This window comes from Nonomuraea bangladeshensis (assembly GCF_039529455.1).
Classification (GTDB): Bacteria; Actinomycetota; Actinomycetes; order Streptosporangiales; family Streptosporangiaceae; genus Nonomuraea; species Nonomuraea bangladeshensis.
In genome coordinates this window covers 130,074-143,501 of the sequence record NZ_BAAAMV010000005.1, presented here as the reverse complement: position 1 = coordinate 143,501, position 13,428 = coordinate 130,074, and the positions used below count along the sequence as shown (strand labels likewise).

At 68.2% G+C, this 13,428-nt stretch carries 13 protein-coding genes; 9 read left to right on the top strand and 4 right to left on the bottom strand.

Annotated features, from left to right (window positions below):
• Positions 1-2 precede the first annotated feature (2 nt).
• Together ABD292_RS16480 and ABD292_RS16475 are read right to left on the bottom strand one after the other, a co-directional pair.
• Positions 3-449, bottom strand: a complete 447-nt coding sequence (locus ABD292_RS16480) for a hypothetical protein (protein WP_344208124.1) — start codon at positions 447-449, stop codon at positions 3-5.
• A 908-nt stretch (positions 450-1,357) separates the two neighbouring features.
• The gene (locus tag ABD292_RS16475) at positions 1,358-2,128 is read right to left on the bottom strand and encodes a class I SAM-dependent DNA methyltransferase (RefSeq protein ID WP_344208123.1); all 771 of its coding nucleotides are present in this window, start codon (positions 2,126-2,128) and stop codon (positions 1,358-1,360) included.
• 474 nt (positions 2,129-2,602) lie between these two features.
• On the opposite strand from ABD292_RS16475, the gene ABD292_RS16470 reads away from it, so the two are divergent.
• The 4 genes from ABD292_RS16470 to ABD292_RS16455 all read left to right on the top strand — a co-directional run bounded on the left by ABD292_RS16470 (position 2,603) and on the right by ABD292_RS16455 (position 5,351).
• Positions 2,603-2,830, top strand: a complete 228-nt coding sequence (locus tag ABD292_RS16470; RefSeq protein ID WP_344208122.1) for a hypothetical protein — start codon at positions 2,603-2,605, stop codon at positions 2,828-2,830.
• 207 nt (positions 2,831-3,037) lie between these two features.
• Complete coding sequence (locus tag ABD292_RS16465) at positions 3,038-3,340, top strand: hypothetical protein (protein ID WP_344208121.1); 303 nt, start codon at positions 3,038-3,040, stop codon at positions 3,338-3,340.
• A gap of 285 nt (positions 3,341-3,625) precedes the next feature.
• On the top strand, positions 3,626-4,024 hold the full coding sequence (locus tag ABD292_RS16460) for a hypothetical protein (protein WP_344208120.1): 399 nt from the start codon (positions 3,626-3,628) through the stop codon (positions 4,022-4,024).
• A gap of 76 nt (positions 4,025-4,100) precedes the next feature.
• Positions 4,101-5,351 carry a hypothetical protein gene (locus tag ABD292_RS16455; RefSeq protein WP_344208119.1) on the top strand — a complete coding sequence of 417 codons (1,251 nt, stop codon included), beginning with the start codon at positions 4,101-4,103 and terminating at the stop codon, positions 5,349-5,351.
• A gap of 37 nt (positions 5,352-5,388) precedes the next feature.
• Here ABD292_RS16455 and ABD292_RS16450 read toward each other — a convergent pair whose 3' ends face one another.
• On the bottom strand, positions 5,389-5,901 hold the full coding sequence (locus ABD292_RS16450; RefSeq protein ID WP_344208118.1) for a DUF6461 domain-containing protein: 513 nt from the start codon (positions 5,899-5,901) through the stop codon (positions 5,389-5,391).
• Between the two features lie 96 nt (positions 5,902-5,997).
• Positions 5,998-6,492, bottom strand: a complete 495-nt coding sequence (locus tag ABD292_RS16445) for a hypothetical protein (RefSeq protein ID WP_344208117.1) — start codon at positions 6,490-6,492, stop codon at positions 5,998-6,000.
• A gap of 409 nt (positions 6,493-6,901) precedes the next feature.
• On the opposite strand from ABD292_RS16445, the gene ABD292_RS16440 reads away from it, so the two are divergent.
• From ABD292_RS16440 to ABD292_RS16420, 5 genes are read left to right on the top strand one after another with little or no spacing between them, the layout of a single operon-like run.
• The gene (locus ABD292_RS16440; protein WP_344208116.1) at positions 6,902-8,455 is read left to right on the top strand and encodes an ABC transporter substrate-binding protein; all 1,554 of its coding nucleotides are present in this window, start codon (positions 6,902-6,904) and stop codon (positions 8,453-8,455) included.
• A 4-nt stretch (positions 8,456-8,459) separates the two neighbouring features.
• Entirely contained in the window at positions 8,460-9,449 is a 990-nt protein-coding gene (locus tag ABD292_RS16435; protein WP_344208115.1) for an ABC transporter permease, read from the top strand.
• Positions 9,446-11,350, top strand: coding sequence for a dipeptide/oligopeptide/nickel ABC transporter permease/ATP-binding protein (locus ABD292_RS16430; protein ID WP_344208114.1), 1,905 nt, complete (start codon positions 9,446-9,448; stop codon positions 11,348-11,350). Before ABD292_RS16435 ends, ABD292_RS16430 begins: the two co-directional genes overlap by 4 nt.
• A complete protein-coding gene (locus ABD292_RS16425; protein ID WP_344208113.1) occupies positions 11,350-12,219 on the top strand; it encodes an ABC transporter ATP-binding protein in 870 nt (289 codons plus the stop codon). The genes ABD292_RS16430 and ABD292_RS16425 overlap by 1 nt, the downstream gene beginning before the upstream one ends.
• On the top strand, positions 12,219-13,394 hold the full coding sequence (locus ABD292_RS16420) for a M20 metallopeptidase family protein (protein WP_344208112.1): 1,176 nt from the start codon (positions 12,219-12,221) through the stop codon (positions 13,392-13,394). Before ABD292_RS16425 ends, ABD292_RS16420 begins: the two co-directional genes overlap by 1 nt.
• Positions 13,395-13,428 lie beyond the last annotated feature (34 nt).

Here is a 13,428-nt window from a genome sequence, read left to right as displayed (position 1 = left end):
GATCAGTGCCCTCGCGAAAACGTCAAAGGCGCTTGGACGCCTTCGGCAGACGTGATCAGCCTTCCCACTGCCACTTCCTGAGGATGTTCTGGAGATCGGTGCGCCACTGGTGGTTGCAGCTGACACCCGAGACAAGCCACCACGCGTGACGCGTCGGGAGACAGGAAGAGTTGGAAGTGGTAGGCAGGCTCGGTGCTTCTTACGATGCCGAGGATGAGATGCTGCAGTTCGCAGGCTTCGAGCTGCGTGACCGCCTCGTCGAACCCTAGGGGTGGGACGTTCTTTCGGCGGGTGAGACGTGCGCGACGCTGGTAAGTCCTGATCAGGGGGAGCGTCTCGACCAGTTCCGGCCATATTTCGAAGTACGCATCGGCCGCGAGCGCCTGGCGGCATGCATGGCCGGCTTCCCCTGCGGTGGCGAGGAGTTGGACGAGCGTCTCTCTGTCCACGACGGTAGCGTACGCACAGCGCTCCACCCTGTTCGAGCCTCTTCTTGGGGCCCTTTCGGGATGGTCAGGAGGGCGCTATGCGTCGGCAGGGTCGCGTAGGGCGAGTGCTTCGGTGTCGGTCAGTCCCTTGCGTGCTGCGATTCTGCGTCGTGCCCGTACCTGTGCGCTCGTGCGCGGACGGTATTCAGGCTCCCTGCCGCAGCCGCAGGGCTCGAATCCCTCGTAGCGGAGTCCTACTCTCAGAACGGCCGCGACGGCTGCCCAGTTGCGGTTCTTGGTCTTGCGCGGGGCAGCGAAGTCATGGCCGGCGAAGAGCATCGGCCGCCGGCAGCGGGTGCAAAGGTGCTCTGCGCCATCCCATGGCAGTTTGTGACTCTTGCGGCAGGAAACGCATACATAGTGGACCTTGTAGGTGACCTCCGCATATGTGCACACAGGGACAGAGTATTTGACGGAGATCTACGTGCAGTGATTTCGGCGCTTTCCGCCCCGTTGGTGCCGTACCGGCTGCTCGCCTCAGCGAACGCCGGCTGACACCACATGAGAGCAGAGAAGATGACTACCCAGATCAACCACGTCGATCATGAATTGATTCGGGCTGCGGCGCATGTCGCGGCCGCACGCTGCCGGGGCGACAACCACACCATGGCGGCCGCCGCTCGCAACCAGGATGGCCGGATCATCACGGCGGTGAACGCCTACCACTTCACCGGCGGCCCCTGCGCGGAGCTGGTCCTCATTGGTACGGCTGCCGCCCAGGGCGCTTATGACCTGGACACCCTCGTTGCCGTGGGCGACCGCGATCGAGGCGTCGTGCCCCCATGCGGCCGGGGGACACCAGACGCTGAGATGTGCTGCCGAAGGATCTTGACCAGCTCCGGAGGGACAGGCCGCGTAGCTCGTGAGCGTCACCTGGGTCGGTCCACTTCGGGGAGCTGGTCGCCCGGTGGGATGCGGTAGACGGACACGTGGGAGCGGGACTCCGCGGTGAAGTCTGCTCCGGACCAGTCGGCGTGCCGGCTCTCCAGCTCGAATCCGGCCAGCTGGGCCATGAGATCGAGCTCGGACGGCCAGATGTAGCGGTGGGGGCTACGGAACAGACGGGCCTCTTTGCTCGCATCGAACGTGAAGTGGTGTGACACGACGTGCTGCCGCACGATGTCGTAGGTGTCCAAGCCGATGTATCCGGGCTCGCTCTGGAAGACCACGGCCTGCTGACCCGTGGGGAGCTTGCGCAGCTCAGGGACCCAGAGCTCGATCACGAAGCGGCCGCCGGGCAGGAGATGACGGGCAGCGTTACGGAAGCAGGCGACCTGCTCGGCTTGGGTGAGCAGGTTGGAGATCGTGTTGAAGACGAGGTACACGAGCGTGTATTTCCCCGGAGCCGTCGCGGTTGCCATATCGCCGGCGATCACCGGGATCGTCGCCTCGTCCACCTTCGCGCGAAGTTGGTCGATCATCGGAGTTGACAGCTCGATGCCGGTGACGGGCACCCCGCGCTCGGCCAGCGGCACAGCTACCCGGCCTGTTCCGATGGCGAACTCAAGCGCACGACCCTCGCCTGCGAGTTCGGCGAGGCGGTCCACGGTCGGCTCCAAGACCTCAGGAGCGAACATGCCGACGCCCGGCGTGTCATAGCGCTCGGCGGTCTCGGCGTCCCAGATGTCCTCCTGTTGCATGTCGGCAAGGTTGCCAACGGGCGCATGGGTTGTCCACGGATTTACCGCAGTCTCCGCAGCCGCGGTCGGTCTTCGCCCCGGTCAGGCAATGGACCAAGGCCGCTGAAGGCCGGGCTCGCCCTATTCCTGATCAGAGATTGCGCGTGGGTGTTGGGTGGCATGGCGACGTCGTTCGAGCCATTCAGCGTGGACTGAGTGTGGGCGTTGACCTGCTTCACTCAGCAGGTGCCAGGAACCGCTCGCCGGCTGGCTCGCCCTCGCGGGACATCCGCGGGATGATCTTCCTCGGTAGGGAGAAGGTGAGAGCCATGCACCAAGGTCAGAGGCCGGATGCGGTGAGAAAAGTCAGCCTGCTGTGAAAACCTCAAAGGAGGTTGTGGCGTTTTTGCTGGCGGCCGAGATCACTGGCGTGGTGTTCACTCCGAGCATCCTCGATGGGCTCCTACTCGTCGGCGCCATCCGTCAGTGATACGGATGGTTGCTGCGCTCACCCTGAACCTCATGCGGGTAGTGACCGTAGTGCCGTTGACGCCGGCGTTCGAAGTAGCCGATGCCCATCATGCTCCCCCCGGCGAAGGCGGCTACGCAGAGGCAGAAGAGCAAGGTAGGCAGCGCGAAGGCGTATTCATATCCACTTGCGGCACCGATCAACAAGAAGAGGAGGAGGAAGGCGCCGGCAGCAGCGCCGGCGACCAGCCCTGAGCGCACAGGATGGGCCGCAGAGAACCGCTGACCGCGATTCGGCTCGGCATCACCACCCAACCGTGCATCCACTCGCCACAACCAGTCCGCAATCGGCCTTGAAGTTCGCACAGGGAATCCCTTCTACGCCTCCCCACTGCCGAGGCTTCCGAGCCAAGAATGGACCTGGAATGATCAGGCTCGGATGAGCCTGCTCAAGGAGTACCTATGGCTACCAAGCTCCTCGTGTTCGTCGCCTTCTTGCTGATCGGCTCAGGTGTACTTGCCGGCCTGATGCCTGTTACCGCAGAAGGTGAGGCGTGTGGTTCCGCATACGTGGCTGCCTCTCTTCCTGATTACTTGATGGACGAGACTCGTAACTGGATAGCAGAAGAAATGGAGTACAGGAACAGATGTGAGGATCTTCGAAATCTTGTTCGGATTCCCGCTACCGTCCTGATCGCCGCAGGGGCGGCCACGCTGATCGCTGCTTTCTTCTCGCGGAGGACGATCTCTATAGCGAGAAAGTGACTGGCACGCTGTCGCACTACTGTCATCATCCCCAGCAGCAGCAAAGCGCGGCAGTCGGGCCTGCGGCAACGGCTGTGAGCGATCGCCTTCGACTGGCTTGGCCCAGCACCTCTGGCCCGAACGCTCGTGCCGGGATTGCGGTGCTGCCCCGTAGATGCAGCCTGCCTCATCGCCACCGCATGGCTGGCCGTCATGCCTGCTGGGCCGCCGAACAACATGGTTACGGTATGAAGGCAAGTTGGTTGGCGTCTGTTGGCGGCTGCCCGTATAGAGCAGAATGATCACATGAATGAGGCCATCCAGACCGAGCAGATGCCGGGCGTCGTACGGACCCTCAGGTTCATCTTGATTGTGCAGCTGGCCTTCGGGCTTTTCGGTGCAGCGATTATGACGCCGGTTTTCCTCGCGGCCTTCAGTGATCCGAGGCTTTTCGCCCTGCTGCTGCAAACCGTCGTGGTCGTGGTGCTCATGGGGTGGCTGGTGGCCCGATGGTCGTCCCGCAGGAAGTGGGTGCGGTGGTTTGCCATCGCCTTCGAGGTGGTCGTGGTGGGGAGCAACCTCATCTTGGCCGTCGTCGACAGAGAGTTCGATTGGGTGACGCTGGTCTACCCGGCCACCCTCCTGCCATTGGCGATCGTCATTGGATTGCTCACGCCCACGGCAGCCCGCTGGTTCGACCGCTGACCTGGGTCACCCTGTCGGTGTAGTGGGTCATACTCCGCCGAGCCAGGATGATCATCGATAGGGCGAAGGCGTTGACATGGCACAGTTGCTGCGGAGGCTCGACGACGAGGTCTACGTCGAGTACAACACGTTCGGGCTGGAGGGCGCCGACCTGCCGGCGTGGAGTTCTCCCACCGACGAGATCTTCCACTTCATCGCGGGTGTGCGGCTGGAGGCCTGGGACGCCGAGCCGGGGGCCGCGGATGCCTCGTGGACGCCGGTCAGTTCGACGACGTTCGTCGCGGAGAGTGGCGTGGTCGCGATCGTGACGATGATGGACGGCAGTGGGCATGACTTCCTGATCGGGCCGCCGCATTTCGAGTACGGCGTGGACATGTACCTGCGTGAGCCTCAGCCGGGGGACGGGCATGCCACGGGGGAGTGCGAGGAGGCGTGGCTGCTGCGGTTCTGGCCGATCCGGGATGTCTTCGATCCGATCACGCACGCGGCGCCGTTCTCCTATATCGCGCGGGGCGTTCTGTACTACTCGATCGATCTCGCGCCCGAACAGCTCGTGCAGCCGCCAGCGCGGCGGGAGGTGCCGGTGCCGGTCTCGGCGGTGGAGGACTGGGCGTCGCTGCGTGCGGACCCGGAACTGGACACGTTCGACGGCTGGCTGCGTAGGTTGCGCGGCAAGGCGGAGGACAAGGGCGTCTCTGTTCACGAGTTGCTGCGCGCCGCGGGGGTCGACATCGAGGACGGCGTGGATCTCACCCCGGCCTCCTGCAGTCCGCCGCAGGCGCGTCCGGGGCGGTTCAAGGATCCGCTGGTCGACCGCTACTACGTCGAGCAGGCGCGGTGGAGCTTGTGGTCCGGGCAGGACCTGGACCATGATCGGCTGCGCGAGTACGCCGACAGCGAGCGCATCGCCAAGGAGTTGTGCCGTGGGGGCACGCATACGTTCTCGGTGCTGCTCGAAAGCCGTGGCGCCCTGCACGTACGCCCGGGCGTCAGCTGCCGGGTGTGGCGGTGGGAGGACGACATGCTCGGCGGCGAGCTCATGGACGAGGGGCTGACAGTGGATCGGCAGCTTCTGGCCAGGAATCCGTGGACCAGGCAGATTCTCGTCTCCGGCATCGTGACGGTGCTGCGCCGCGATCGCGACAGGCGCGGCTACGGCGACACCGTCTGGTACGTGGTGCGCGACGCCGAGCCGCACGAGGCGGCCAGGGTCTTGTGCGCGGAGGCCACTTGGGAGGAGGACCCGGAGCAGCGCCGGGCCTTGGACGAGGTGGCCAGGGACAAGCTGGTCGAGCTGCGGGCCACCTACAGGAGCCGGGAGGGGTGAGGGACGGGCCTCGGTCTGCTGCGTGTGCGAGGGGGCCTCAGTATTCGCGGACGCCATGGGCGGCCACTTTGTCGCTCGACGCGTTCGGGTGCACCTCGGTGATGCGCTCGGCCAGCAGCAGGGCAGCGGCGAGGCCGGCATCCGGCTTGTTGCCGAACAGTTCGAGCTCGGCCCGGTCGGCCAGGAAGTCCTCCGGGAGGCCGTCCTCGTCGCCGTCGAATATCGGGTCGAAGGTCAGGATGTTGCGGCCGTCGGCGTAATGCTCGAAGGCCGCGACCAGGTTCACGTTGACGAAGACGCTCGCCGTGACCGTACCGGCCGACAAGCGCTGCAGCACCTCGGGCAGGGTGCCGACGAAGCCGTTCCACTCGCTCAGGATGGTCCCGCCCTCGGCGGGCCGGGCGCAGATGAGCCCTTCGTCGAACTCGCCTTTCTCGTCGTCCCCGTCGAACACGTCGATGCCGAGGCGGGCCAGTGCCTCGTGCGGGGTGAGGCCGCGGACGAAGGTCGCGCAGAACGCCTCGTCATCGAGCCAGTCGTAGTCGCTCACCAGGGGGGTCCTGTTCTCTCGGGACAGATGAGAGGAAGAGGATGGCAGGCGAGTCCGACGAAAAAGCCGGTTCGGCTGGGAGACCTCTGACCGTGGTCACATGCGTGGGTCGTTCGGGTTCACCATCAGCACCACGCGGTCGGCGTCGACGTCGAACCCCAGGTCCGGATGGCCAAGGTCTCCTTCCGCGCTCAGCAGCACCGACTTCCCGAGGCGTCGTCCGATCAGGCGGAAGACGTCCATGAGGACGTCCAGCCGTTCCTGGCCCTGCAGCTCTCTCAGATCGACATCGAAGTCGATCGACGTGACCTGATACATGCGGAAGATGAGCAGCATGTCGGTGATCGGCCGGACATGCAGCTCGGGCGTCTCGCCGGCATTGGCGGCTTCGGCCATGCCGGCAGCGGATGGGAGCTCCGTCGGCTCACCTCCATCCACCGAAGAGGCGTACTGCCAGCCCTGCTCCCGGACGAGGTCCAGAAGTAGCTGCCAGTCCTCGACGGTGGTCCGCTCGACGACGACGTCCGGCAGGACTCCGTTGACCTCAGGGTCGAAGAGGACCTTCACGTCGTCCCACTTCAGGTCGGGCACGGTGTCCTCGCAGTTCAGAGATGGTTGCCATGAATCATTGTAACGAATACAGTGTTCCGCCATCGGGGGAGGGAGCCGATGGAGGGACGAGTCAGTGATGATCTCGCTGCGGGATGTGCCCGACGTCGACGGGCTCACGCGTCATCGGAACCCGGGTGGCCGCCTCGATGTCGCTCGCGCGCTCGAAGATCCCCGTGATCCGGTCCGGCTTGATGGGCGCGAACGGCCGCAAGGGGGCGGCGGGCTTGAGTGGTTCGCTGGGGTGTATCGCACCTCATGGCCGAATTGTTACACCGCCGAAACATCCGTTTCTGCATAATCATAATAATTAATTAACCCCGGACGTGTCCCTACGCGTGCGTGTTGAAGGACCACCATGAAACGAAGCTTTGTTACCCTCCTCGGGGCTGTGGGAGCGACCACGCTCGCGCTCACCGGCTGCGGCGCGACGGGCGATGGCGACGGCGGCGCGGCGTCGGGCGACGGCGGCGTGACGTACGCGCTGGCCGCCGACCCGGGTCAGCTCAACCCGATCAAGAACGCGACGGTGGCGGCACAGAGCCTCGCCGCGTTCGGCTACGAGTCTCTCGTGTCCTTCGCCGCCGGCGCCGAGCCTCAGGGGTTGCTCGCCGAGAAGTGGGAGGAGTCGGCCACCAAGGTCAGCTTCACCCTCAAGGAGGGGGTCACCTGCGTCGACGGTTCCCCGTTGACCGCGAGCGACGTCAAGGCCAGCTTCGACTACGCGGGGCTCAAGGAGACCGGGTCCCCGTTCCGTGGGGTGTACTTCCCCGCCACCGGGCTGAAGATCGACGCCGATGACGCGACCCGCACTGTCACGTTCCAGAGCGAGAACGCGCAGAGTTTCCTGTTCGCCACGATCGGCCTCATGCCGGTCGTGTGCAAGGCCGGCTCGGCCGACCCGGGACGGCTGGACAAGGAGTGGCTCGGCACCGGCCCGTACAAGCTGGCCGAGTCGTCGCCCGGCCAGAGCTACAAGCTCACGCTCCGCCCCGAGTACGCCTGGGGCGCCGGCGGCGTGACCGGCAAGACGGAGGGCCTGCCCTCGTCCGTGACGGTCCAGGTCGTGGAGAACGAGTCGACGGTCGCCAACATGCTCCAGTCGGGCGAGGTGGACCTCGGGCTCGTCGCCGGCGACGACCGGCAGCGGCTCGACTCGGCCGGGTTGCAGAAGATCGACGTGCCGGCCCGCCCGGGTCTGGTGTTCTTCAACCAGGCCAAGGGGCGCGCGACCAACGACCTCGCCGTGCGCCAGGCGATCGCGGGCGCGATCGACCGCGACGCGGTCGGCAAGGTGACGACGGGCGGCCGCGGCACGCCGATGAAGAGCCTGACGACGTCGTACAGCAACGTCTGCAAGACGACCGACATCACCCCGGCGCTCACGGCGTTCGACAAGACGGCCGCGGCGGCCAAGCTGGACGAGGCCGGCTGGGCGAAGGGCGCGAACGGCACCAGGGAGAAGGACGGCAAGGAGCTCGCGCTCATCCTGCTTTATCCCGCTAACTCCGATAAGTCGGTGGTGTCGGGCATCGAGCTCATCCAGCAGCAGCTCGCCGAGATCGGCGTGAAGGCCACCCCGACGCCGTCGCCGTCGTACACCGACGTCATCTTCCAGGGCGGCGACTGGGACCTGGTGTGGGCGCCCATCTCGACGACCCTGCCGAGCACCTGGCAGGGCATCCTCTCGGGCGACTTCCCCCCGAAGGGCGGCAACTGGACGTACAACACCAACAAGGAGTTCTTCGACCTGGCGGCGAAGGCGCAGAGCCAGGCCGGGGAGCAGAGCTGCGAGGGCTGGCAGGCCGCGCAGAGCTCGCTGGTCAAGGACCTGGAGCTGCTGCCGCTGTACGAGGCGACCGAGACCGTCTACGGCAACGGCGTCACGTTCAGCCTGAACTCGAACACCCTCGTGGTGCCCACCAGCCTGCGCGTGTCGAAGTAGCCTGATGGCACGCTCGAAATCCGTCACCGGTGGCCGCCACGGCGGCAACCGGTGGCTCGGCTTCCTGCTCCGGCGCACCGGGCGCATGCTCGTCGCGATGTGGATGATCGTCACGGTCGCGTTCCTCGTGCTGCGGATGGCCGGGGGCGATCCCGTGCGGTCCGCGCTCGGCGCGACCGCCGCCGAGAGCGTGGTGCAGGCCCGGCGGGAGCAGCTGGGCCTCGACGATCCCCTCATCGTCCAGTATTTCGACTACCTCACGGGGCTGTTCCGCGGCGACCTCGGCGTCTCGATCATCACGGGCCGCTCCGTGACGGAGCTCGTCTCGCACCGGCTGCCGGCGACGGTCGAGCTGGCCGGCATCGCCTTCCTCGTGGTGCTGCTCGTCGCCGTGCCCGTGGGCCTCGGCGTCGCGATCATCACCCAGCACAGCGGGCGGCGCGGCGCCGAGACGGTGTTCACCGGGGTCACGGCGTTCATCGCGGCCATCCCCGAATACCTGCTGGGCGTCGTCCTCGTCATCGTCTTCGCCGTCACGCTGCACGCGTTCCCCGTCGCCGGGCGGACGGGAGCGGCGTCGTACGTGCTGCCGGTGATAGCCCTGTCCGTGTCGGCGGCGGCGTCCATCTCGCGCATCGCCCGCATCGAGGCGCTCAACACGCTCAAGGACGACTACGTGCGCACGGCCCGCTCCAAGCGGCTGCCGGCCTGGATGGTCTACTTCCGGCACGCGCTGCCGAACATGCTCACCGCGACGCTCACGATCGGCGGCACGCTGCTCGGGACGATGATGGCGGGCAGCGTGCTGGTCGAGCAGGTGTTCAACTGGCCGGGCCTCGGCACGGCGTTCGTGGGGGCCATCACCACGAAGGACTACGGCATCGTCCAGGGTCTCGCGCTCGTGTACGCCGCGATGATCCTCGTCGTCAACCTGCTCGTCGACCTCGTGCTCTCCGTGCTTGACCGGCGTACCTCGCTCCTGGAGACCTCATGACGACCCGCCGCTCCGGACTGTCCGGGCAGCCGATGGCGATCATCGCCCTGTGCATGCTCGGGGTGCTCGTCCTGCTCGCGGTGCTCGCCCCGGTCCTGTGGGGCGAGGCGGCCGTGAAGGCGAATCCCGACGCCATCGCGCTGCCCCCGTCCGCCGAGCACCTGCTCGGCACCGACAAGCTCGGCCGGGACATCCTCCTGCGCACCCTCGTGGCCTCGCGGCTCTCGCTGGTGATGGCCGTCGCGGCGACGCTCATGGGCCTGTGCGCCGGCCTGCTGCTCGGGGCCGTGCCCGCGGTGCTCGGGGCGCGCGCCCAACGGTGGTTCGCCGGCGTGATCAACACCTGGCTCGCGTTCCCCGTGCTCCTGGTGGCCATGCTCACGGTGATCCTCCTCGGCACGGGGGCGACGACGGCGGTGATCGCCCTCGCGCTCACCATGACGCCGTCGTTCGCGCGGCTCGCGCAGACGCTCTCCTCGCGGGTCGGCGGTTCGGAGTACCTGGCCGCCGCGCGCATGCTCGGCGTCTCCCGGCGGCGCCAGTTCACGCGGTACGTGCTCCCGAACATCGCCGAGCCCGTCATCGTCAACGTGACCTCCTCGATCGGCGGCGGCCTGCTCGCGCTGTCCAGCCTGAGCTTCCTCGGCGTCGGTGTGCAGCCGCCGGACTTCGACTGGGGCCGCCTGCTCAGCGAGGGGTTCGGCCAGGTCTACAACTCTCCCGTGGCGGCCATCGGCCCCGGGGTCGCCGTGGTCTTCGCGGGGCTCGCGTTCAGCATGCTCGGCGAGTCGCTCGCCGGGCAGCTGCGCAACCGGGAGAACAGGAAGGCGCTGGCCCCCCGCAAACTCGGCCCGGCGCCGGTCGCCGCGGGGCAGGCGGAGACGCCCCAGCAGGGGCCCGCCCCGCTCCTGGAGGTCGACGGGCTGTCGGTGTCCTTCCCCGGGCCGGACGGCTGGATCCGTCCCGTCCAGGACGTTTCTTTCAGCATTCATCCGGGCGAGATCGTGGGCGTCGTCGGGGAGTCCGGCAGCGGCAAGAGCGTCACCATGATGTCGGTCGCGCAGCTCGCCCCCGCGGGCGCCGCCGTGACCGCGCGCCGGCTCCGGTTCGACGGCGACGACCTGACCGGCCTCATCCAGGCCGAGGCCGGCAAGCTGCTCGGGACCCGGGTGGGCGTGGTGTTCCAGGACTCGCTCACGGCGCTCAACCCGGCGCTGCGCGTGGGCACGCAGCTCGCCGAGGTCCCGCGCGTCCACCTCGACGCCGGCCGCAAGCAGGCGCAGGCGCAGGCGGTGCGGGCGCTCGACGACGTACGGATCCCCGAGGCCGGGCGCCGCGCCCAGCAGTTCCCGCACGAGTTCTCCGGAGGGATGCGCCAGCGCGCGCTCATCGCGATGGCGCAGATCGGCTCGCCGTCGCTCATCATCGCCGACGAGCCCACCACGGCGCTCGACGTGACCGTGCAGCGTCGCGTGCTCGCGCTGCTGCGCAACAAGTGCGCCGAGTCCGGCGCGGCCGCCGTCGTCGTGTCGCACGACGTCGCCGTCCTGGCCGAGCTGTGCGGGCGCATTCTGGTGATGTACGCGGGCCGGGTCGTCGAGGACGTCGACATCGCGCTCCTGCCGACCCCGGAGCGGCTCGCGCACCCCTACACCAGGGCGCTCGTGGCCTCGCTTCCCGACCTCGACACCGACCGCGGCGAGCCGCTGGTGACGATCCCCGGCGAGCCGCCCGACCTGTCCCAGCCCATCACGGGGTGCGCTTTCGCGGCCCGCTGCGCGTTCGCGACCAGCCGCTGCGAGAGCGAGACGCCCGTGCTGGCGCCGCACCGCCACGGCGGCAGGGTCGCGTGCTGGCATCCCCAGGACGTCACCGCCGGGCACGAGGAGGGAGGAGCCTGATGGCCGAGCTCGTCATCGAGGACCTGGTCGTGACCTTCGGGCGCGGCCGGCAGACCTTCAACGCCGTGGACGGGGTCTCGCTGACCGTCCCGCACGGCACGATCGTGGGGCTGGTCGGGGAGTCCGGCTCTGGCAAGTCCACCGTCGCGCGTGCGGTGGCCGGCCTGCAACGGGCGACCTCGGGACGCGTCACGCTCGACGGCGACGACCTGCTGCGTACGCGCGGCGTCGACCGCCGCCGGAGGGCGCGGGACGTACAGATGATCTTCCAGGACCCCTACTCGTCGCTGAACCCGCGGATGACGGTCGGCGAGACGATCGAGGAGGCCCTGACGACGCACCGCGACCTCGACGCGAAGCAGCGCGCCGCGTCCGTGCGCGAGCTGCTGGACCTCGTACGGCTGAAGCCGGCGGTCGCCGACCAGTACCCGTCGCGGATCTCGGGCGGCATGCGGCAGCGGGTGGCCATCGCCCGCTGCCTCGCGGTGCGCCCGCGGCTCATCGTCGCCGACGAGATCACCTCGGCGCTCGACGCCTCGGTCCAGGGCGCGGTGCTCAACCTCATCCGTGACCTGCAGCGCGAGCTCGAACTGTCGATGATCTTCATCACCCACAACCTCGCCGCCGTCCGCTACATCGCCGACACCACGGCGGTGATGAGCCGCGGACGCGTGGTCGAGTACGGCGACGCCGAGGAGATCGTGGCGAACCCGCGCGAGCCCTACACGCGGTCACTCGTGTCGGCGATCCCGCGCATCGAGAACGCCGGCGCCGACCGCCTGCTGCGATTCGCCGAATTCCCCGAAGCCGAATTCCCCGAAGCTGAAATCCCCGAAGCCGAAATCCCCGAAGAGGAAGGTGTGGCCTGATGCGCGAGGAAGCACGGCGGATCCTGCCCGAGCTGGTCCGCCTGCGCCGCGAGATCCACGCCGACCCCGAGCTCGGGCTGCGGCTGCCCAGGACCCAGCAGCGGGTCGTCGCCGCGCTCCAGGGGCTCGACCTGGAGATCACGCTCGGGAAGGAGCTGGACTCGGTCGTGGCGGTGCTGCGGGGCGGCCGTCCCGGGCCGGTCGTGCTGCTGCGCGCCGACATGGACGCGCTGCCCATGCGCGAGCAGACCGACGTGCCCTACCGGGCGCGTGGCGAGGCCATGCACGCGTGCGGGCACGACCTGCACGTGGCCGGGCTCGTCGGCGCCGCGATGCTCCTGCACGGGCGGCGGGAGGAGCTCGCCGGGGACGTCGTGTTCATGTTCCAGCCCGGTGAGGAGGTCGCGGACGGGGCCGCTCGCATGATCGCCGAGGGGGTGTTCGACGCGGCCGGCGAGCGCCCGGTCGCGGCCTACGGCATCCACGTGGTGCCGGGCGAGTACGGCGTCTTCTCCACGCGCCCGGGGCCGCTCATGGCGGGATGCGCCGAGCTGGACGTCGTCGTACGGGGGAGAGGCGGCCACGCCTCCGCCCCGCACCTCACGATCGACCCCGTGCCCGCGCTCGCCGAGCTGGTCCAGGCGTTGCAGACGTTCGTGACGCGCCGGTTCGACGTCTTCGACCCCGTGGTGCTCACCACGACGCAGCTGAACGCGGGCGGCGCGGCCAGGAACATCATCTCCGACGAGGCCGGGCTGGGCGCGACGATCAGGATGTTGTCCGAGACCGCGCTCGACCGGTTGCAGGCGGGGCTGCCCGAGCTGGTCAAGGGCGTCGCCGCCGCCCACGGGTGCGCGGCCGACGTCGACCTCCGCGTGCTGTGCCCGCCGACCGTCAACGACCCGGCGCTCGCGGCCGGCGCGCTGGCCACGCTGTCGGCGGCCTTCGGCGACGAACGGGTCCGCGTCTCGCCCGCTCCCGTCATGGGGTCGGAGGACTTCAGCCACGTTCTGCGCGAGGTGCCCGGGGTCTTCGTCTTCCTGCGCGCGACGCCGCGCGACGTCGATCACGAGACGGCCGCGCCGAACCACTCGCCGCACGTCGTCTTCGACGACGCCGTGCTCGCGGACCAGGCCGTCGCGCTCGCGTCGCTGGCGGCCGGGCACCTCGGCTGAGGCTGAGGCTGAGGCTGAGGCACCCGGCCGCGGT